The sequence below is a fragment of the Leucobacter aridicollis genome (assembly GCF_024399335.1).
Taxonomy (GTDB): Bacteria; Actinomycetota; Actinomycetes; order Actinomycetales; family Microbacteriaceae; genus Leucobacter; species Leucobacter aridicollis_A.
In genome coordinates this window covers 1,147,104-1,165,811 of record NZ_CP075339.1, presented here as the reverse complement: position 1 = coordinate 1,165,811, position 18,708 = coordinate 1,147,104, and the positions used below count along the sequence as shown (strand labels likewise).

Here is an 18,708-nt window from a genome sequence, read left to right as displayed (position 1 = left end):
CGTGCGCTACTCCGACTGGTCCGCGAGGCGCACGAGCCGCTCGTGCCCGCTCTCCTCGAGCTCGACGACGTCGGAGCGCGAGCGCAGGAAGTCGGAGAACGAACGGAACCCGAGCGCCTTCTCGTTGAACGACGGGTCCATCCGGCGCATCTGCTGCTTCACTGCCGAACTGTACAGCCAGCCCGAGTCGTCGGTGTCTTGGCTGAGCCACAACGCGCGGATCAGGAGGCCGGTGACCGCAATATCCCGCTCTTCTTCACTCTCAAACTCCGAGTCGAGCGTGTCTTCGTCGAGGCCATCGGCGTCTGTGGCGTGGGGTTCTGAGGCGGCCTTTCGAGTCGGTTGGCTCTGCTTCACCGCCGAGCTACGTTTGCTCCCCGAGCGGCTCGCCTCGGCAGGCGCGGAGACCTGATCCGAAGCTGAGTCGATCACGGCCCCTGACGCCGGTTCGTTGCTGGCGGTGTCAGCCGCAGTTCCCACGGCGAGGTCTGCGGCATGCTTGTCGGTCGCGCCCGTTGCACCCCCGCGCTTCGAGCTCCCCCGACCGCGCCTCGCCTTCTCGTCGTCGCCGCGCTGCCGTGGTGGCTGGACGCCAGGCAGCGAGTCGTAGCTCGTGAACTCGTCGCACGCGGCGGCGAGGGACTTTGCCGTCGAGCCAGCGACGCCCACCCCGACGACGTACCGGCCGAGGCGTTTGCAACGCTGCGCGAGCGGCACGTAGTCCGAGTCGCCTGCGACGATGATCACGTGAGTGAGATCTTCGAGGCGAAACATGTCTTCGACGGTGTCGACCGCGAGTCGAATGTCGGCGCCGTTCTTCGCGTATGCAGCAGCCGGAAACAGCTGCACAAGATCGACAGCGCGTGCAACGAGCTGCGACCTGTACTCCGCGTTCATGGGCGCGGACCAGTCAGCGTATGCTCGCGTCAGCACGAGCGTGCCAAACGATGATGCGTAGTCGATGATCGCACCGACGTCGACGACCGCGGCCTCGAGCCGAGCGGCGATCTCTGGGCTGCGATCGCCCTCAGCAATGTGTTGTCTGTCACGTGAGAACGAGTTCCGGCCGTGCACTCGGTCGTACCACGAGAGCACGATGTTGTCGAAGTCGAGGTAGACCGCTACGCGACCGTTTTGCATATCTAGCACACCTCAAGTGTCGCAGGTTATGCCACGTGTTGGCAGCGAACATGCGGCAGAACCTCAGCGGCCGGCATCAGACACACGCAATGCAATAGGCAAAACGAATGCCGGGTGCAAGGCGCACCCGGCATTCACATCGCAGATCTTCGGGCTACTGCGTCACGCCCGGGACTACTCCCACTCAATCGTCCCAGGCGGCTTCGACGTGACGTCGAGCACGACGCGGTTCACGTCGGGCACCTGGTTCGTGATCTTGTTCGAGATGCGCGCGAGCACGTCGTACGGCACCCGGGTCCAGTCAGCGGTCATCGCGTCCTCGCTCGAGACGGGGCGCAGCACGATTGGGTGACCGTAGGTACGACCATCGCCCTGGACGCCGACGGAGCGGACATCGGCGAGCAGCACGACAGGGCACTGCCAGATCGAGTCGTCAAGGCCGGCTGCGGTGAGCTCAGCGCGCGCGATAGCGTCTGCTTCACGAAGGATGTCGAGACGCTCGCGAGTGACCTCGCCGACGATACGAATTCCGAGGCCAGGGCCGGGGAACGGCTGACGGCCAACGATTGCCTCGGGCAGGCCGAGCTCGCGGCCGATTGCCCGAACCTCGTCCTTGAACAGCGCACGCAGCGGCTCGATGAGCTCGAAGTCGAGATCCTCCGGCAGCCCGCCAACGTTGTGATGGCTCTTGATGTTCGCGGTGCCTGCGCCGCCGCCCGACTCTACAACGTCTGGGTAGAGTGTGCCCTGCACGAGGAACTTGATGGGCTCGCCCTCGGCCTTTGCTTCGGCAACGAGGTCGAGCTGCACCTTCTCGAACGCGCGAATGAACTCGCGGCCGATGATCTTGCGCTTCTCTTCGGGGTCGGTGACCCCAGCGAGATGCCCCAGGAAGATGTCGGCGGCGTCAACCGTGATGAGCCGCACGCCAGTCGATGCAACGTAGTCGCGCTCGACCTGCTCGCGCTCGCCCTTGCGCAGCAGTCCGTGGTCAACGAACACTGCGGTGAGCTGATCGCCAATCGCCTCGTGCACGAGTGCGGTGGAGACAGCCGAGTCTACGCCGCCCGAGAGCGCCGAGATCACGCGGGCGTTGCCGACCTGCGCTCGAATTGCCTCGATCTGCTCCGCGATGACGTTGCCAGCGTTCCAGTCGGCAGGGATGCCGGCAACTGTGTGCAGGAAGTTCTCGAGGATGCGCTGGCCATGCTCGGAGTGCTTCACCTCTGGGTGCCACTGCACGCCGTACATCTTGCGTTCCGGCGATCCGAAGGCTGCGACAGGGGTGACGTCAGTGCTTGCGAGCACATCAAATCCCTGAGGCGCCTGCTGAACGGCGTCTCCATGGCTCATCCAGACGAGCTGATCAACAGGCTGTCCACCGAGGATCGCCCCGCCATCGCCGAGAACCTTCGCCTCGGTGGAGCCATACTCGCGGTCGCCAGTGTTGCCGACAGTACCGCCGAGGGCGCGCGCCATGACCTGGAAGCCGTAGCAAATGCCGAGCGTCGGGATGCCGAGATCGAAGATCGCGTCGTCAAATGCCGGCGCCCCCTCCTCGTACACTGACGACGGGCCGCCCGAGAGCACAAGACCCGCGGGGTTCTTCGCGCGGACCTCGTCTGCGCTGATTGTGTGCGGAACGAGTTCGGAGTACACCCCGGCCTCGCGCACACGCCTGGCGATCAGCTGCGCGTACTGCGCACCAAAATCAACGACGAGGACGGGCCGATGCCCATCGTGCGCTACTTCTGTCATGCTTTGCCTTCCTGGCGATCTGGGTCAGCGGATGCTGCAGAGTCGGCGATCGCCGACTCCTTCGCATCCAAAAACTGTGTCACCTCGCGGGCAATGCGCCCTTCGAGGATGAATGAGAGAAACGGGATCACGCCGCCGAGCGCGAGCAGCAAGAATTTCGCAAAGTTCCAGCGCATCGGGCTCCAGAGCATGAAGTTCGCAATGAGGTACACCACGTAGAACCAGCCGTGAGCGATGAGGATCGCTTTGAAGAGGTCGAAGCCCTCGCGAACGAACTCGGCTTCCTGCCCCTTCGGGATCGTCGGCAGAAACTCGGCGACACCATTCGGGGTGAACAGGAACAACTCAACCTTGAACGCGTACTTCATGACCATGACCGCGCAGAGCAGCAGGAGCATAATTCCGGTGATGACCGAGGTCACCTTGTAGACGCGCAGCGAGCGGCGAATACGTGGGTAGTCCTCGGGCTTGGGCTGGAGTTGCATGGCTTCCATTCTATGGTTTGGGCGTTGCGCCGGAGTCACCGGCGGATTCTGCTGCGGCTGCCTCGGCCTCGGCCTCGGCCTCGGCCGTGAGGATCAGGATCTCGTGTTCCTTCTCCCACGCGTCACGCGCAAGGCGGTACCACAGGAACAGTGCGACGCCCGCGAACACCACCCACTCGATGGCGTAGAAGACGTTCAGCCAGCTCACCTTCTCGGGCGCGCTCGGCGCGACAGAGTCAATTGGCTCGAGGCCAACGCTCGCAAGGTCGGGTGCCTGTGCGGCATCGTGCAGCACGAGGTATCCCCCGTAGATCGGGCCTGTGGGAACCTGTTCCCACTCATTTGCGAGAAACGCGGGAACCATCGTTCGCATGTAGCGCGAATCGGCGTCTGGCCTCGGAATCTCGGGCGCTTCGGCCGGTAGGTAGCGACCCTCGAGCGCCCGTTCTGCCTCCGGGAGCTGGCTCAACCGCTCAACCGCGCGCTGCGCCTCAGCCTCGCTCGGCGCCCAACCAACTGCGACGGCAAGGCTTGCGTCGTCGAGCTCGGTGCGTACGAGGTGCCCAACGACCCAGGCTCCCTGCCGACGCTCTGCGCTCTCGTCGGCTCCCTGGTTCATCCGCTCGCCGATGACTGAGAAGTCACCCGGCACGAACGTCCCTTTAACCGAGACGACAGCGCCCGCGGCGATCTCTGGGATGCCGGCGATCGGCTCGGTGAGCGTATCGATCGGGCGGACGGTCTCAGTTGCAGTGAGGTCGTCAACGTTGTCGCGGATCGCGTTGCCCATTTGCCACTGCCCGAGCCAGGCGAACACAGCCGCGACAACCATCGCGAGCAGAAGCGCGGCGATCCACTGGGGCCGCCGCATGACCTGTCCGAGAGTCGGCTCCCCGAGGTATTCGGGAGTGCGCGAGGCCACGACTACCGCTCAGCGTGAACGATGTCGACCCGCTGAAACTCCTTCACGTCGGAGTAGCCACTCGTCGCCATAGCCCGGCGCAGTGCCCCGAGCAGGTTCGCGCTGCCGTCAGCGATGTGGGCTGGGCCATTCATGATCTCGGCGAGCGGCGCGATCTGTTCGACGGCGACGCGTCGCCCGCGGGGAAGGTCTTCGTGGTGCGCTTCCTGGCCCCAGTGCCAGCCGCGGCCGGGCGCATCGGTTGCGCGAGCGAGCGCCGCACCAAGCATGACAGCGTCAGCTCCGCAGGCAATCGCCTTCACGAGGTCACCCGAGGTGCCCAGGCCGCCATCAGCGATGACGTGCACGTAGCGCCCGCCCGACTCGTCGAGGTAGTCGGTGCGGGCCCCAGCAACGTCTGCGATTGCGCTTGCCATTGGTGCGCGAATTCCGAGAGTAACCCGAGTCGTCGAGGACGCTCCCCCACCGAAGCCGACGAGCACACCTGCCGCGCCCGTGCGCATGAGGTGGAGCGCCGACTGGTAGGTTGCTGCGCCGCCCACGATGACTGGGACATCGAGTTCGTAGATGAACTGCTTGAGGTTCAATGGCTCACGACCATCGACCGACACGTGCTCGGCAGAGACAGTGTTGCCGCGGATGACGAAGAGGTCGACGCCTGCCTTCACGACGGTGTCAGTGAACTCAGCCGTGCGGTGCGGCGAGAGCGCGCCGGCTACGGTAACGCCCGCGTCGCGGATTTCCGCGAGGCGATCGCGGATCAGCTCCGGCTTGATCGGCGCTGAATACAACTCGCGCATCCGCTTAACCGCGGCGATCTCGTCATCAACTCGCGCGATCTCCGCAAGCAGTGGCTCGGGGTTCTCGTGTCGAGTCCACAGGCCTTCAAGGTTGAGTACGCCGAGTCCGCCGAGCTTTCCAAGCTGAATCGCAGTCGCGGGCGACATGACGGAGTCCATCGGCGCGCCGATGACGGGAATGTCGAACTGGAACGCGTCAATTGTCCAGGAGGTCGAGACGAGCTCGGGGTCTCGGGTACGCCGCGTCGGCACAATACCAATCTCGTCGAATGTATACACACGGCGGGCGCGCTTTCCGCGACCAATCTCGATCTCGTTGCTCACCCAGACAGTCTATCGGGTGCGTGAGCCGCGCATCCTGAGTTCCGCACAGTCCGCACAGTCCACACATTCCGCACACGGGGCGACAATATCGCTAAAGTTCGCTATCATCGCCATAAAGCGATGATTTATCTATTGAGAGGAACTCCTATGGGAATGGGCCACGACCACGGTGCCGGAGCGCTTCAGACTGCGACAGGCACCCACAGACGACGACTCGTGCTTGTCCTGTCGATCTACGGGGCGATCATTGCCGCCCAGATTGTTGGGGCCACGGTCACGAACAGCTTGGCTCTCGCGGCCGAGGCGATGCACATGGCTGTCGACGCGAGCGGGATCCTCATCGCCCTGATCGCGTCGATCCTCGCGACGCGTGCCGCATCCAAGCGGCGAAGCTACGGCCTCATGCGCGCAGAAATCGTCGCGGTGCTCATTAACTGCTTGCTGCTCTTCGGGCTTGGCGGCTACATCCTGTTCGAAGCCGTCGAGCGGTGGTTCAACCCCACCGACGTCGCCGGTGGCGGCGTGATCGCCTTCGCGATCGTTGGGCTCATCGGCGCTGCGGCGTCCCTGGTGATTCTCAACCGCGGCGCGAAAGAGAGCCTGAACGTCAAGGCCGCATTTCTCGAGGTCATGAGCGACGGGATCGGCGCTGCGGCGATCATCATCTCAGGCGTGCTCAACGTCACGCTCGGATGGAACCGCGGTGATGCAATCGCGGCAGCGGCAATCGGAGTGATCATCCTGCCGCGAGCCTTCTTGCTCCTGAAGCAGGCGGTCAACCTGATCATGCAGGGCGTACCTCACAACATCGATATCGACGAGGTGCGGGGCGAAATCGTTGCCACCGAGGGAGTCGAGGCTCTTCACAGCCTGCACGTGTGGGGCCTCACGAGCGGGGTGTCTGTCATGTCTGCCCATGTCGTACCGAGTGCCGGCACCGACAACTCACGACTCCTCGACGAGCTCACCGCCACAATGCGGCAGCACTTTGGCATCGAGCACTGCACCTTCCAGCTCGAGGAGTTGACGCACCTCGAACACGAGGGACAACTGCACCGCGAGCTCGCAGGCACGGGTACAACCTCGTAACCAGGGATCACGCACGACGAGCGGTATCATCGAGAGATGGCGATCACTGTAGAAACATCAGACGGCGATAGGGCCAAAGAACTTGAGATGTTGCTTCCAGCGACCTGCCTGTTCCACAGCCTGAGCGATCCGTCGCGCCTCGTGATTCTGCGCCACCTGCAACTCGGAGAGCACCGCGTAGTCGAGCTCACGGATCATCTGGGGCTCTCGCAGAGCACAGTCTCGAAGCACCTCGCCCGCCTGAAAGACGCTGGCCTCGTCGAGTCGCGCCCGCAGGGCAGGGCGTCGGTGTACTCACTGCTTCACAGCGAGGCCATCACCGAGCTTCTCACGGCCGCCGAGCGACTGCTGGGCCTCACGGGCGACAACGTCGCGCTGTGCCCCGTACACGGCACGAGGGCCGCAGCTGAATCACACTGATTCGCTGCGGCCCTCGGCTCAGGCAGTGGGCGCTCCCCTACTTGCGGTAGTTCGGCGCCTCAACGACCATCTGAATGTCGTGCGGGTGGCTCTCCTTCAGACCAGCTGAAGTGATGCGCACGAACTGGCCCCGCTCCTTGAGCTCGGCAACTGAGCGTGCACCAACGTAGAACATGGACTGGCGCAGACCGCCGACCATCTGGTGCGCGACAGCGCCAACGGGGCCGCGGTAGGGAACCTGGCCCTCGATGCCCTCGGGAATGAGCTTCTCGTCGCTCGGCACATCCGCCTGGAAGTAGCGATCCTTCGAGTACGAGGTGCGCTCACCGCGCGTTTGCAGCGCGCCGAGTGACCCCATACCACGGTACGTCTTGTACTGCTTGCCGCCAACGAAGACGAGGTCGCCAGGGCTCTCGTCAGTGCCAGCGAGCAGCGAGCCCATCATCACTGACGATGCGCCAGCAACAAGAGCCTTCGCGATATCTCCCGAGTACTGCAGGCCGCCGTCAGCAATCACCGGTACACCCGCCGGCGTCGCAGCCTTCGCGGCCTCGTAGACGGCGGTGACCTGGGGAACACCGACACCTGCAATCACACGAGTCGTGCAGATCGAGCCCGGCCCAACGCCGACCTTCACCGCATCTGCGCCCGCGTCAACGATCGCCTTCGCGCCGTTGTACGTCGCCACGTTGCCACCGATCACGTCAACACCGGCGAACGCCGGGTCACCCTTGATCTTCGCAATAATGTCGAGCACGCCCTTCGAATCACCGTTTGCGGTGTCGACGACGAGCACGTCGACGCCGGCCTCAAGCAGCGAGCCAGCGCGCTTCCACGCGTCGCCGAAGAAACCGACAGCCGCGCCAACGCGAAGCCGACCGGCGTCGTCCTTCGTCGCGAGTGGGTACTGCTCTTCCTTATCAAAGTCCTTCACGGTGATGAGGCCAGTCAGGCGCCCCTCGCCGTCGACGAGCGGGAGCTTCTCGATCTTGTGCTGCTTGAACAGCTCAGCCGCGTCGTCCTTGGAGATCCCTGCGGGTGCGGTAATGAGCGGCATTCGTGTCATCGCCTCGGACACGCGAACATTCGCGCGGTCCTTCGGATCGATGAAACGCATGTCGCGGTTCGTGATGATTCCGAGCAGGATCCCTGCCGAGTCAACGACGGGCAGTCCCGAGACTCGGTACTCGCCGCAGATCGCGTCGACCTCAGCGACTGTCGCATCGACAGTCGTGGTGAGCGGGTTCGTGATCATCCCGGCTTCAGACCGCTTCACGCGGTCGACCATCTCCGCCTGATCCTGAATAGACAGGTTGCGGTGCAGGATCCCAAGGCCGCCGTTACGCGCCATAGCGACAGCCATGCGCGTCTCGGTGACAGTGTCCATTGCCGCTGAAATGAGCGGCATTGCAAGCCGCACGCGCCTGGTGAGCTGCGTCGAGGTGTCCGCCTCGCTCGGAATGACGTCGGTGTGCGCGGGAAGCAGCAGCACGTCGTCGTAAGTGAGTCCTGTGAACGCGAAAGGGTCACGCTGTTCCATACAACCTCTTTAATGCTCGTGGCGTCGTCGAAGACTATCTAGTCTAAGGGAATGGGACCTGTATGAGGCTGATGGGCGAGGTCCGCGCTAGGCGAACGCCGCAATCGCACGATCATGTCGGCGATGAGGAACATGAGCGCAATCCACACAGCGATGAAGCCGATCCACCTCGCGATGGGAAGTTCTTCATGCATGATGAAGTACCCGAAGAGGAAACCGAGCACCGGGGTGAGGAACTGCAGGAACCCAACATAGGTGAGCGGGAGCCTGCGAGCTGCCTCACCGAAGAGGATGAGCGGAACCGCTGTGAGGAGCCCACTGACGAGCACGAGTGCCGTAATCACGCCCCCGTGAGAGAACGCGCTCAGACCCGCGACGGAACCGACGATTGCCAGTTGGGTCAGGCCGATCGGCACGGAGACGAGTGTCTCGACAGTGAGCCCCGTGACCCCGTCGACTTCTTCGATGCGTTGGTGCACGACGCCGTAGAGGCCGAACGAGAGGGCAAGACCCAGCGCGATCCACGGCACCTTGCCGTAGGAGATCGCCGAGAACAGCACACCTGTGCCCGCGACGACGACCGCGATCCACTGGAGGCGCGAGAGCTTCTCGCGCCAGAAGATCACTCCGAACAGGATCGTGAAGAGCGGATTGATGAAGTAGCCGAGCGACGTCTCAAGCACGTGGCCGGAGATCACCCCGATCACGAAGATCTGCCAGTTCGCGTACAGCAGGATCGACGAGAGGGCGAACAGCCCAAACGTTTTCGGCTGCTTCAGCACGTTGCCAACGCGACGCCACCTGCGCGTCACCGTCACAATCACCGCGCAGACAAGCAGCGTCGTGACGACTCGCCACGAGACGACCTCGAACGGGTTCACGACCGCGATAAGCGTGAAAAAGAGCGGGAATGCGCCCCAAATCAGATACGCGCCGATTCCATACCCTAAGCCAGCACGAGTGTCCCTCACCTTCACAGTCTACGGCGACTGGCGGGTACGAAAAAGCCGGGGCCCCGCGATGGCGGGCCCCGGCTCGTTCAGCGATGCTTAGCGCTCGATGACTGCGAGGATGTCGCGGCTCGAGAGCACGAGGTACTCCTCGCCAGCGGCCTTGATCTCGGTGCCGCCGAACTTCGAGTAGATCACGATGTCGCCGACGTTCACGTCGACGGGGATGCGGGTGCCGTTGTCTGAGACACGGCCGGGGCCCACTGCAACAACCTTGCCCTCCTGGGGCTTTTCCTTTGCGCTGTCAGGGATAACGAGACCCGAAGCAGTAGTCTGCTCAGCCTCGACCTGCTGAATGACAATGCGATCCTCGAGCGGCTTAATGGCGACCGACACGGTTGACCTCTTTCCAAAGCTGTTAGTTTCGCACTCTTGCGAGTGCCTCTGTACGAGATTCTATGACCCCAGTTGGCACTCATGCAAGGTGAGTGCCAACTGTTGATGCGCCGAATCGCGGACAGCGAACACCGACCCCACGGGCCCCTCAGACCCAGTGAGTACACTCTGTGGTACACCCACTACGACTTGGAGCATGATGAGCACCACCGACCCCACAGTGCCAGCCGAGCACCAGCCTCAACCGGCTTCGGAACAGCCGACAGAGCAACTGCCGCACGGGGCGCAGCTTACTGACGCTGCAAGCACCGCCGCGCCGCAGTACGGATACGAGACGCCCGCCTACGCGTACCAGGCTGCAGCAGCCACCCCGCAGCGCACAACCGTCAAGGACACAAACACGTACGCGCTTGTGGCGATCATCCTTGCGTTCATCGCGCCCATCGCCGGAATCATCTTCGGGCACCTTGGGTTGAACCAGATCAAGCGCACCGGAGACGCAGGGCGCGGCCTCGCGCTCACCGCGGTCATCTACGGGTACTGCACCATCGCGCTCGGCGTGTTGCTTGTCGTAATGTACATCGGCTTCATCGTCATGATCATCGGCGCGGCAGCGAGCGGGAGCTACTACTACTAGTGAGCGGCTCACGCAGCGACGGGCCCCGGGCGACCAGCCCGGGGCCCGCTTCGTCCCCTCCTGGATGGGATGTGCTCACGAGTCGGCGTGGCGCGGAGCTGCTCGCCTCAGCTGCGGCCCTGCGAGAGGCAGGTGACAGCCTTGACTGCGTCGGGCGGCACCTGCGGCGCGACGGCGTAGCCCCCGACGAGCTCGCCGCGGCGCTCACGGTGACCGGGCTGCGCGAGAAAGCAGCAGCGAAGTTCGGGCCGCGGGCCGGAGAAATGCTCTTCACCCAGGCAGGGCTCGAACAGGCGTCTCGTTTCTCCGTTGCGGAGCTTCACGCGCGCCGTTTTCACGGCGCAACAGCAGTCGCCGACCTCGGCTGCGGTCTCGGCGCCGAGTCGCTTGCGTTTCTGCGCGCGGGGCTCGGAGTACGCGCGGTCGAGCTCGACCCGCTCACTGCCGACTTCGCTGCACACAATGTCTCTGTCGAAGCCGCCTGGATCGAGGCTTGTCACGGTAGCGTCCCGCCGCACGAGGTGATCATTGGCGACGCGACTGAGCTCGGGGCAGGCGCCGCCGACGCCGTGTTTCTCGACCCTGCACGACGAACTGCCGGCCACCGAGACACTCGCAGGCTCGCCTCGAGCGACGATTACTCCCCTTCGCTCACCTTCGCGTTCGACGCCGCACGAGCCGTGCGGTTCGGGGGCGTCAAGCTCGGGCCCGGCCTCGACCGCGAACTCATTCCCGACGACGCCGAGGCTCAGTGGGTCTCGGTCGACGGCCAGGTCGTCGAGATGGGGCTGTGGTTCGGCGACGCCACCAGACAGGGTATCCGCCGCTCGGCAGCTGTGCTGCGTGGGGACCCTGGGCGGGCGGCGGGCGCGGGCGGCGCAGCTGCCACCGGCAGCACACCGGTCTGGCATGAGCTCAGCGCGGCCGCCGACTTTCCGGACGCCGATACCCGCGAGCTCGGCGAGTACCTCATCGAGCCTGACGGTGCGGTGATCCGCGCGCGCCTCATCGGAAAGCTCGCTGCGGAGCTCGACGCCGGCATGATCCACGACGGGATCGCCTACCTCACCGCCGACAACGCGACCGCGACGCCGTTCGGGCAGGTCTTCAGGATCCTCGAGGAGCTCCCCGCACGCGAGAAGGATCTCAAGCGCGCCCTGGCCGCACGAGGGATCGGCAGGCTGGAAATCAAAAAGCGCGGCGTGGATGTGGATCCCGCCGCGCTTCGCACTCGCCTGCGCCTCACTGGCTCAGGCGCTGCGACGCTGATCCTCAGCCGCTCGGCGAACAGGCACATTGCGCTGCTCGCCGAGCGCTGCTGAGGTGCAGTAGCCGCTAGTAGCTGAACTCGTACGCGCCCGAGAGGACCGCCGAGCAGGGGATCGTCTCGCCGAACACCTGGACCGACTCCGCGCCGTCGAGGCACGCCTGCGCGGCGTCAGCCCCAGCGACCGCGAGACCGATGAACACGACTGCGAGGATGATGCCGGTAATGACGCCGAGCGCGCCGACGATGATGCCGACGACGGCTGGAATGTTCTTCGCCTGCGCCTTCTTCGACTGCACGAGTCCGATGATGCTGAGCACGAGACCAACGAGCGAGATCGGCAGGATGAACGAGACGATGAGGCCGACGATGCCGAGCGTCTTGCCCGGGACTGTCGTGGGCACCGGCGCGTATCCCTGGGGCGCCTGCGGCATCGCGCCGTAGCCCTGCGGGTAGTTCTGCCCCTGGGGCGCCGGGTACCCGGGCGCCGGGGTTCCCGGAGCCACGTACGGCGCTCCTGGCACCGTCGGGCTCTCTGGCTGCTGCTGGGCCTGCTCGCCAAACGGGACAGCCTGCGGAAGTGGCGGGGCGACTGGCGGAGCCGCCGGCGGAACAGGCGGAGCCGTCGGCGGCACAGGCGGGGCGGCGGGCGCCGCGGCCGGCGACGGATCGACGGGCGGGAATGCTGCAGGCGCCTCGGGCGCGGCAGGCACTGCCTGGGGCTGCTCGGGGGTGGTTCCCGGGTCGGTGTTCGGCGTGTTGTCGGACATAGCGTTCCTAACGGTAAAGGTCACGGAGGGCATAGCCCTAGCTACAACGATACAGCCCGGGCGCGAGTTGGCTACAACTGAATGTCTGTCACCGGGAGAGTCGAGTCGGCGCCGAAGCTCAACGAAGAAGGTGCGTGCCCCGCGGCGACGAGCTGCGCCCCAAGCGAAGCGATCATCGCACCGTTGTCGGTGCACAGCGATAGCGGCGGCACGCGCAGCTCCACTCCGACTGCAGCCGAACGCTCAGCAGCGACCTCACGAAGCCGAGCGTTCGCGACAACCCCGCCACCGAGCAGCAACCGCGGAACGCCAAGGTCAGCGCAGGCGGCGAGCGCCTTCGTCAGGAGAACGTCGACGACTGCTTCTCGGAAGCTCGCGGCGACATCGGCCACAGGCACGTCCTCACCCGCCGCCACGCGCTTCTCAACCCACCGCGCGACCGAGGTCTTGAGTCCAGAGAATGAGAAGTCGTAGCGGTGCTTCGCCATGTCTTTCGGAAGCGTCAGGCCGCGCGGAAAGCGAATCGCCTGGGGATCACCGTCGGCGGCGACCCGATCGATGTGCGGCCCTCCTGGGTACGGCAGCGCGAGCAGCCTGGCGACCTTGTCGAACGCCTCCCCCGCAGCGTCGTCAATTGTCTCACCGAGCAGCTCGACGTCGCTGACAAGGTCGCGCACGAGCAGCAGCGACGTGTGGCCGCCAGAGACGAGCAGCGCAACTGTCGGCAGTTCGAGCTCGCCGACGGTTCCGACAGCCGGCCGCAGGCCATCGCCGTGGAGCAGGTCGGCCCCGACGTGACCGACAAGGTGGTTCACCGCGTAGAGCGGTTTGTCGAGCGACACCGCGAGCGCCTTCGCTGCCGAGACGCCGACCATCAGCGCGCCGGCAAGGCCCGGCCCACCGGTCACGGCGATCGCGTCGAGCTCGTCGAGCGTCACGCCAGCATCGGCAAGTGCCCGCTCGATCGTGGGCGTCATGGATTCGAGGTGGGCACGTGCTGCGATCTCTGGGATGACTCCGCCGAACCGGGCATGCTCGTCCATGGACGAGGCGATCGAGTTCGCGAGTAGAGTGCGTCCGCGGACGATCCCGATCCCGGTCTCGTCGCAGCTTGTTTCGATCCCGAGCACGAGCGGCTCAGTTGCAAGGCTGACCGCCTCAGGTGCCGCGCCGACCGCTGCCGCGCGTACTGTCTCACTCACTGTTGCTCCTTCAGCTGCAACTGCATCACGATCGCGTCGATGCCCTCGGGCTGGTAATACTTTGGGCGCACGCCGATCTCAACAAAACCGAGCGATGCGTAGAGGCCACGAGCTGGCGGGTTGTCCGCGCGCACCTCAAGAAACACCTGACTCGCGCCGCGGCGTGCGGCCTCAGCGAGCAGTTCAGTCATGAGGGCACGGCCGTGCCCGGCGCCGCGCAGCTCAGGGGCGACGGCGATCGTCTGGATGTCACCATCAGTGCCGACGACGAGGAGCCCGGCATAGCCCCGAATTGCGCCCTCGCCGGCTCCGTCCACGTCGCCGTCGACGAGCACGAGGTACCTGCGGTGTTCGCCAGCGAGTTCCTCGCGCACGATGTCGCGGCTCCACGCGTCACTCCCGAAGAGGTCGGCTTCGAGCGCCGCGATCTGGTCGAGGTCCGCGGTCGTCGCGTCACGCAGGATCACGGTGTCACCGGCTTCGGAGCCTTCGGCTGCATCACATCAGGCAGCCGGAGGTACAGTGCTTTGTCGGCCTCGAAGGTGGCGCCCGATGCGAGGCGCCGCGCGGCAAGGCGCACGAGAGCGGCGGCTGGGACGCGTGCTGGCCACACCTCGTTAACGATGCACTCGTAACCTTCCCGCGGCAGCAGGCGCGGTTCGGCGTCGCGCTCCGGGGTGCCAGTCCAGTCAAGCCCGGTGTAGTCGGTCACGAACAGCTCGCGCCGCTTCGCGTCCTGCACGACACGAACACCAGAAATGGCGCCAGTCTCGAGATGCTCAAGCGCGACAGCATCATGGCTGACAAGCGGCAGGATGCTCAAGCCCCTGCCGAGCGCGAACGCGTGCGCGGCAGCAATGCCGACGCGGAGGCCAGTAAACGGCCCAGGTCCCATCCCTGCGACAACGTGGGTTATCGAAGCCGCGGGGATCCTGATCTCTGCAAACGCGCGCGCAATAAGGTCGCCAATCACCTCCGCGTGCCCGCGCGGATCGTCGCTCGACACCTCGGCGATCTGCCCGCCCGCGCCGACTGCGACGCTCGTACCAAGCGACGTATCGATCGCGAGGATCACGCGCTCCCCAAGCTCGGGCGCCGCGACTGTACGCACCTCGACACCGTTCACGCCAGCACTCCGTCCTGCCACCGTGGGCCGTGCCCCGTGACCGTCAGTGCGCGGGGCTCGATCGGCGCCTCCGCGACGTTGTCGTCAGCCTCGGCAGCATCTGCCGCGCCGTCACCAGCGCCGACAGGGCGATCGATGACAATCTCAAGCCACGAATCGCGCGCGTCAACGAGGCCAGCGCCCCACTCGGCCACGACGACTGAGCCGTCAAAATCGAGATCGAGGTCCTCGAGCTCGCTTGAGTCTGCGAGCCTGTACGCGTCCACGTGGATGAGTGGTGCACCACCCACGAGCGACGGGTGCGTCCGCGCAATCACGAACGTCGGGCTCTGCACCGGGCCGCGCACGCCAAGGCCCTCGCCGAGCCCGCGGGTGAACGTCGTCTTCCCCGCGCCAAGTTCACCTGTCAAGATCACGAGGTCGCCGGCGCCGAGACGCCTGCCAAACTCAATTCCGAGTTCGTGCATCGCATCAGGATCGGCTGCGGAGTAGCGCTCGACGACGCTCACAGCTCATCCTCGTCGACCGCGACCCGCACCACACGAGGGCCGATCCCCACAAGAATCTCGTAATTGATTGTGCGCATCAGGCCAGCCCAGATGTCGATCGACGGGAAGCCGCGCTCGGGGTCTCCGAAGAGGATCACCGGCGCCCCGATGTCGATGCGGCCGGCGATCGGCCCGACGTCGACGATGAACTGGTCCATGCCGATCCTGCCAACGATCGGGCAGCGCTCCCCAGCGATAGTGACCCACGCGCCCGCGCCATTCAGCGCGCGCGGCATGCCGTCCGCGTACCCGACAGGCACGAGGGCGAGCGTCGTGGCGACCTCGCACACGTGGTTAAACCCGTAGGAGACGCCGGTACCTGCTGGGACGCCGCGCAGCGCGACGACTTCCGAGCGGAGCGTCATCGCCGGGACGAGGCCCAGCTGAGCCGAGTTCTTCCCGGCGAGCGGGCTCAGGCCGTATGCCGCCATGCCGACGCGTACAGTGTTGTAGGAAAGCTCGGGGCGGGTGAATATCGCTGCGCTCGCGGCGAGGTGAATCATCTCGGGCGCGGAGCCGGCAGCCCTGAGCGCTGCAACAGCTTCGTCGAAGCGCGCTCCCTGTGCCAGGTCGGCCTCCTCCCCCGCGTTCGCAAGGTGGCTGAAGATGCCCCGCACAGAGACGAGACCCTCATGCTCAAGCTCGGCGCCGCGAGCGAACAGCGCCTCCCACTCCTCGCGGGCAGCCCCGTTTCGGCTCAGGCCGGTATCGATCTTGAACTGCAGCGTTGCACGCTTGCCAGTGACGCGCGCGGCCTCCGCAAGCGCCTCAAGCTGGCTGAGGTGAGACACCCCAACGTCAATCGAGTGCTCGATCGCAGCCGCAAAGTCGACCCGTGGGCCGTGCAGCCAGCACAAGAGCGGCGCGTCGATGCCGCTCTCGCGAAGCTTCAGCGACTCCTCGAGGTCGGCTGTTGCAATCATCGTCGCGCCACCCTCCATTGCAGCGCGCGCCGCTATCGCCGCATCGTGGCCGTAACCGCACGCCTTCACCACGACGATGACGTTTGCGCCAGCTGTGAGCTCGCGCACACGGCCAACGTTCGCGCGAATCGCCGGCACAGAGATCTCGGCAACCCGCATAGACCCGGTTCTCATTTAGCCCCACCTCCGTGCTCAACAATAACGAACGCGGTCGCAACCCCGGTGTCGTGGGTCATCGTCAGGTGAATCCTGTCAGCCCCGCGTGCGGCAAGCGCGGCGAGGAGTCCGGTCGTCGGAACAAACTCCGGAGCTCGAAGTTCGTTCCGACGCACCTCCATGTCAGGCCACGTGAGGTCGCCCGAATCGCCGAGCGCCTTAATGAGCGCCTCCTTCGCGGCAAATCGTGCCGCAAGTGACGGAATCGACAGCTGTCCCTCCGCCGCGCTGAACAAACGTTCCCGCAGTTTCGGAGTGCGTTCAAGCTGCTGCTCGAAACGCTGGATATCGACAGTGTCGACGCCGATGCCGATGATCACTCGACTGTCACCGATTTCGCAAGGTTTCGCGGCTGGTCAACGTCGAGGCCCTTCGCCGTCGAGAGCTCGAGCGCGAACCACTGCAGCGGAACAACCTGCAGGATCGGGTCAAACAGCGCGTCAGTGAGCGGGATCCGCACGACCTCGTCTGCGAACGGCAGCACCGAAGTGTCGCCCTTCTCGACGATCGCGATGACACGCGCCCCACGCGCACGGATCTCTTGGATGTTCGACACAACCTTCGAGTGCATGAGCGGCGACGTGCGCGGGCTCGGCACAAGCACGAACACGGGCTGGCCATGATCGATGAGCGCGATCGGGCCGTGCTTCAACTCGCCCGCGGCGAACCCCTCAGCATGAATGTAGGCGATCTCCTTGAGCTTCAACGCGCCCTCGAGCGCCGCCGGGTAGCCAGCGTGACGACCGAGGAAGAGCACCGAACGGGTGTCGGCCATCCAGTGCGCGAGCTCAGCGATCTGGTCGTGCGTCGCGACTGCCTCAGCCATCTTCTCGGGAAGCGACTCGAACTGCTCGATCGCAGCCGACTCGTCTGCCGCGGAGAGCGTCTCGCGCACGCGCCCGAGGTGCAACCCAAGGAGGTACAGCGCGGTGATCTGTGCGACGAACGCCTTCGTCGAAGCAACTGCAACCTCGGGGCCAGCATGCGTGTAGACGGCGGCGTCCGACTCCCGCGGAATCGTTGCGCTCTGAGTGTTGCAGACCGACACAGTCGTCACGCCGCGCTCGATCGCATACTTCACAGCCATCAGCGTGTCCATCGTCTCGCCCGACTGGCTCACCGAGACGACCATTGTGTTCTCAGTGAGCACAGGGTCGCGGTAGCGGAACTCGTGGCTGAGTTGGACCTCGACGGGGATGCGCGCCCACTGCTCGATCGCGTACGACCCGACGAGGCCAGCGTACGAGGCGGTGCCGCAGGCGACGATGATGATGCGATCGATGCTCCGCAGGCGATCCTCACCGAGAGCGGTGAGCTCAGGGATCTCGACGTGGCCGTCGACGATGCGACCGCGGATCGTGTTCTCGATCGCCTCCGGCTGCTCGTTGATCTCCTTCGCCATGAACGACGACCAACCGCCCTTGTCGGCGGCGCCGGCGTCCCATTCGACCTCGTACTCCTCAAATGCGACCTCGGCACCGGCAAAATCGGTGATCCGGACGCTGTCGGGCGTAATGACAGCGATGTTGTCTTCCTCAACCACAACCGCCCGGCGCGTCGACGAAACGAACGCCGCGACGTCGGATCCGAGGAAGTTCTCGCCGTCGCCAAGACCAACGACGAGCGGCGAATGATGACGCGCCGCAACAATCTTGCCAGGCTCGCTCTGATGCATCGCGAGCAGCGTGAACGTCCCGTGCAGGCGCCCCACGACGTCGCGGAACGCCGTCTCGAGGTCCTTGCCCGAACCTGTCTCGAGGCCGAGCAGCGCAGCGACAACCTCGGTGTCTGTCTCGCTCGCGAGTTCGGCGCCGCGAGAGACAACCTCATCGCGGAGCTCGGCGAAGTTCTCGACGATGCCGTTGTGGATCACTGCGAGGCGCCCGTCGTCACCCAGGTGCGGGTGCGCATTTACATCGGTCGGCCCGCCGTGCGTCGCCCAGCGCGTGTGACCGATGCCGGCTCCGGCGGCCTGTACCGGGCTCGCCTCAAGAAGATCCTCAAGGTTTAGGAGCTTGCCCGACTTCTTGCGTACCGAGATACCGCCGGTGTCATCAATAACGGCAACACCCGCGGAGTCGTATCCGCGGTACTCGAGCCGGCGAAGGCCGTTCAGGAGGGCCTCAATGGTCTCATTTGGGCCTGCATATCCTACGATTCCACACATACGCCCAATTTTAGTGGCACGATGGAGT

The 18,708-nt window shown here is 65.0% G+C and carries 20 protein-coding genes; 4 read left to right on the top strand and 16 right to left on the bottom strand.

Annotation, left to right across the window (positions count from 1 at the left end; translation table 11 throughout):
* Window positions 1–6 precede the first annotated feature (6 nt).
* From KI794_RS05270 to KI794_RS05250, 5 genes are all read right to left on the bottom strand, one after another.
* Window positions 7–1,140, bottom strand: a complete 1,134-nt coding sequence (locus KI794_RS05270; protein ID WP_370647876.1) for an NYN domain-containing protein — start codon at window positions 1,138–1,140, stop codon at window positions 7–9.
* 174 nt (window positions 1,141–1,314) lie between these two features.
* Window positions 1,315–2,898, bottom strand: coding sequence for a glutamine-hydrolyzing GMP synthase (gene guaA, locus KI794_RS05265; protein WP_255809376.1), 1,584 nt, complete (start codon window positions 2,896–2,898; stop codon window positions 1,315–1,317).
* Window positions 2,895–3,383, bottom strand: coding sequence for a DUF3817 domain-containing protein (locus KI794_RS05260; RefSeq protein WP_255809375.1), 489 nt, complete (start codon window positions 3,381–3,383; stop codon window positions 2,895–2,897). The genes guaA and KI794_RS05260 overlap by 4 nt, the downstream gene beginning before the upstream one ends.
* A 10-nt stretch (window positions 3,384–3,393) precedes the next feature.
* Window positions 3,394–4,305, bottom strand: coding sequence for an SURF1 family cytochrome oxidase biogenesis protein (locus tag KI794_RS05255; RefSeq protein WP_255809374.1), 912 nt, complete (start codon window positions 4,303–4,305; stop codon window positions 3,394–3,396).
* 2 nt (window positions 4,306–4,307) lie between these two features.
* The gene (locus tag KI794_RS05250) at window positions 4,308–5,429 is read right to left on the bottom strand and encodes a GuaB3 family IMP dehydrogenase-related protein (RefSeq protein ID WP_119281484.1); all 1,122 of its coding nucleotides are present in this window, start codon (window positions 5,427–5,429) and stop codon (window positions 4,308–4,310) included.
* A gap of 147 nt (window positions 5,430–5,576) precedes the next feature.
* On the opposite strand from KI794_RS05250, the gene KI794_RS05245 reads away from it, so the two are divergent.
* Window positions 5,577–6,518, top strand: coding sequence for a cation diffusion facilitator family transporter (locus tag KI794_RS05245; protein WP_255809373.1), 942 nt, complete (start codon window positions 5,577–5,579; stop codon window positions 6,516–6,518).
* 36 nt (window positions 6,519–6,554) lie between these two features.
* Entirely contained in the window at window positions 6,555–6,938 is a 384-nt protein-coding gene (locus KI794_RS05240) for an ArsR/SmtB family transcription factor (protein ID WP_119281486.1), read from the top strand.
* 37 nt (window positions 6,939–6,975) lie between these two features.
* On the opposite strand, the gene guaB is transcribed toward KI794_RS05240, so the two are convergent.
* From guaB to groES, 3 genes are all read right to left on the bottom strand, one after another.
* Complete coding sequence (gene guaB / locus KI794_RS05235) at window positions 6,976–8,478, bottom strand: IMP dehydrogenase (protein ID WP_119281487.1); 1,503 nt, start codon at window positions 8,476–8,478, stop codon at window positions 6,976–6,978.
* Window positions 8,479–8,516: 38 nt separating this feature from the next.
* Window positions 8,517–9,449: an EamA family transporter RarD gene (gene rarD / locus KI794_RS05230; RefSeq protein ID WP_255809372.1), complete on the bottom strand. Its 933-nt coding sequence runs from the start codon at window positions 9,447–9,449 to the stop codon at window positions 8,517–8,519.
* Between the two features lie 78 nt (window positions 9,450–9,527).
* Window positions 9,528–9,824 carry a co-chaperone GroES gene (gene groES / locus KI794_RS05225; RefSeq protein ID WP_042544383.1) on the bottom strand — a complete coding sequence of 99 codons (297 nt, stop codon included), beginning with the start codon at window positions 9,822–9,824 and terminating at the stop codon, window positions 9,528–9,530.
* Window positions 9,825–10,020: 196 nt separating this feature from the next.
* Here groES and KI794_RS05220 point away from each other — a divergent pair, with 196 nt between their 5' ends.
* A complete protein-coding gene (locus tag KI794_RS05220; protein WP_255809371.1) occupies window positions 10,021–10,461 on the top strand; it encodes a DUF4190 domain-containing protein in 441 nt (146 codons plus the stop codon).
* Window positions 10,462–10,532: 71 nt separating this feature from the next.
* Window positions 10,533–11,783, top strand: a complete 1,251-nt coding sequence (locus tag KI794_RS05215) for a class I SAM-dependent methyltransferase (protein ID WP_255809370.1) — start codon at window positions 10,533–10,535, stop codon at window positions 11,781–11,783.
* Between the two features lie 13 nt (window positions 11,784–11,796).
* On the opposite strand, the gene KI794_RS05210 is transcribed toward KI794_RS05215, so the two are convergent.
* The 8 genes from KI794_RS05210 to glmS all read right to left on the bottom strand — a co-directional run bounded on the left by KI794_RS05210 (window position 11,797) and on the right by glmS (window position 18,680).
* A complete protein-coding gene (locus KI794_RS05210) occupies window positions 11,797–12,498 on the bottom strand; it encodes a DUF4190 domain-containing protein (protein WP_255809369.1) in 702 nt (233 codons plus the stop codon).
* A gap of 71 nt (window positions 12,499–12,569) precedes the next feature.
* Window positions 12,570–13,628 (bottom strand): tRNA (adenosine(37)-N6)-threonylcarbamoyltransferase complex transferase subunit TsaD, encoded by a 1,059-nt coding sequence (gene tsaD, locus KI794_RS05205; protein WP_255809735.1) that lies wholly within the window; start codon window positions 13,626–13,628, stop codon window positions 12,570–12,572.
* 68 nt (window positions 13,629–13,696) lie between these two features.
* On the bottom strand, window positions 13,697–14,167 hold the full coding sequence (gene rimI / locus KI794_RS05200; RefSeq protein ID WP_119281493.1) for a ribosomal protein S18-alanine N-acetyltransferase: 471 nt from the start codon (window positions 14,165–14,167) through the stop codon (window positions 13,697–13,699).
* A complete protein-coding gene (gene tsaB, locus KI794_RS05195; protein WP_255809368.1) occupies window positions 14,164–14,826 on the bottom strand; it encodes a tRNA (adenosine(37)-N6)-threonylcarbamoyltransferase complex dimerization subunit type 1 TsaB in 663 nt (220 codons plus the stop codon). The genes rimI and tsaB overlap by 4 nt, the downstream gene beginning before the upstream one ends.
* Window positions 14,823–15,293, bottom strand: coding sequence for a tRNA (adenosine(37)-N6)-threonylcarbamoyltransferase complex ATPase subunit type 1 TsaE (gene tsaE / locus KI794_RS05190; protein ID WP_119281586.1), 471 nt, complete (start codon window positions 15,291–15,293; stop codon window positions 14,823–14,825). Before tsaE ends, tsaB begins: the two co-directional genes overlap by 4 nt.
* A gap of 38 nt (window positions 15,294–15,331) precedes the next feature.
* Complete coding sequence (alr, locus tag KI794_RS05185) at window positions 15,332–16,471, bottom strand: alanine racemase (RefSeq protein WP_255809367.1); 1,140 nt, start codon at window positions 16,469–16,471, stop codon at window positions 15,332–15,334.
* Window positions 16,468–16,833 carry a holo-ACP synthase gene (locus tag KI794_RS05180; RefSeq protein ID WP_119281495.1) on the bottom strand — a complete coding sequence of 122 codons (366 nt, stop codon included), beginning with the start codon at window positions 16,831–16,833 and terminating at the stop codon, window positions 16,468–16,470. Before KI794_RS05180 ends, alr begins: the two co-directional genes overlap by 4 nt.
* On the bottom strand, window positions 16,830–18,680 hold the full coding sequence (gene glmS, locus KI794_RS05175; protein ID WP_255809366.1) for a glutamine--fructose-6-phosphate transaminase (isomerizing): 1,851 nt from the start codon (window positions 18,678–18,680) through the stop codon (window positions 16,830–16,832). The genes KI794_RS05180 and glmS overlap by 4 nt, the downstream gene beginning before the upstream one ends.
* Between the last annotated feature and the right edge of the window lie 28 nt (window positions 18,681–18,708).

Coding starts and splice junctions, on each gene's coding strand:
- KI794_RS05270 (WP_370647876.1), bottom strand. CDS start 1,140: ATGCAAAACGGTCGCGTAGCGGTCTACCTCGACTTCGACAACATCGTG.
- guaA (WP_255809376.1), bottom strand. CDS start 2,898: ATGACAGAAGTAGCGCACGATGGGCATCGGCCCGTCCTCGTCGTTGAT.
- KI794_RS05260 (WP_255809375.1), bottom strand. CDS start 3,383: ATGCAACTCCAGCCCAAGCCCGAGGACTACCCACGTATTCGCCGCTCG.
- KI794_RS05245 (WP_255809373.1), top strand. CDS start 5,577: ATGGGAATGGGCCACGACCACGGTGCCGGAGCGCTTCAGACTGCGACA.
- KI794_RS05240 (WP_119281486.1), top strand. CDS start 6,555: ATGGCGATCACTGTAGAAACATCAGACGGCGATAGGGCCAAAGAACTT.
- guaB (WP_119281487.1), bottom strand. CDS start 8,478: ATGGAACAGCGTGACCCTTTCGCGTTCACAGGACTCACTTACGACGAC.
- KI794_RS05220 (WP_255809371.1), top strand. CDS start 10,021: ATGATGAGCACCACCGACCCCACAGTGCCAGCCGAGCACCAGCCTCAA.
- KI794_RS05210 (WP_255809369.1), bottom strand. CDS start 12,498: ATGTCCGACAACACGCCGAACACCGACCCGGGAACCACCCCCGAGCAG.
- tsaE (WP_119281586.1), bottom strand. CDS start 15,293: ATGCACGAACTCGGAATTGAGTTTGGCAGGCGTCTCGGCGCCGGCGAC.
- alr (WP_255809367.1), bottom strand. CDS start 16,471: ATGAGAACCGGGTCTATGCGGGTTGCCGAGATCTCTGTGCCGGCGATT.
- glmS (WP_255809366.1), bottom strand. CDS start 18,680: ATGTGTGGAATCGTAGGATATGCAGGCCCAAATGAGACCATTGAGGCC.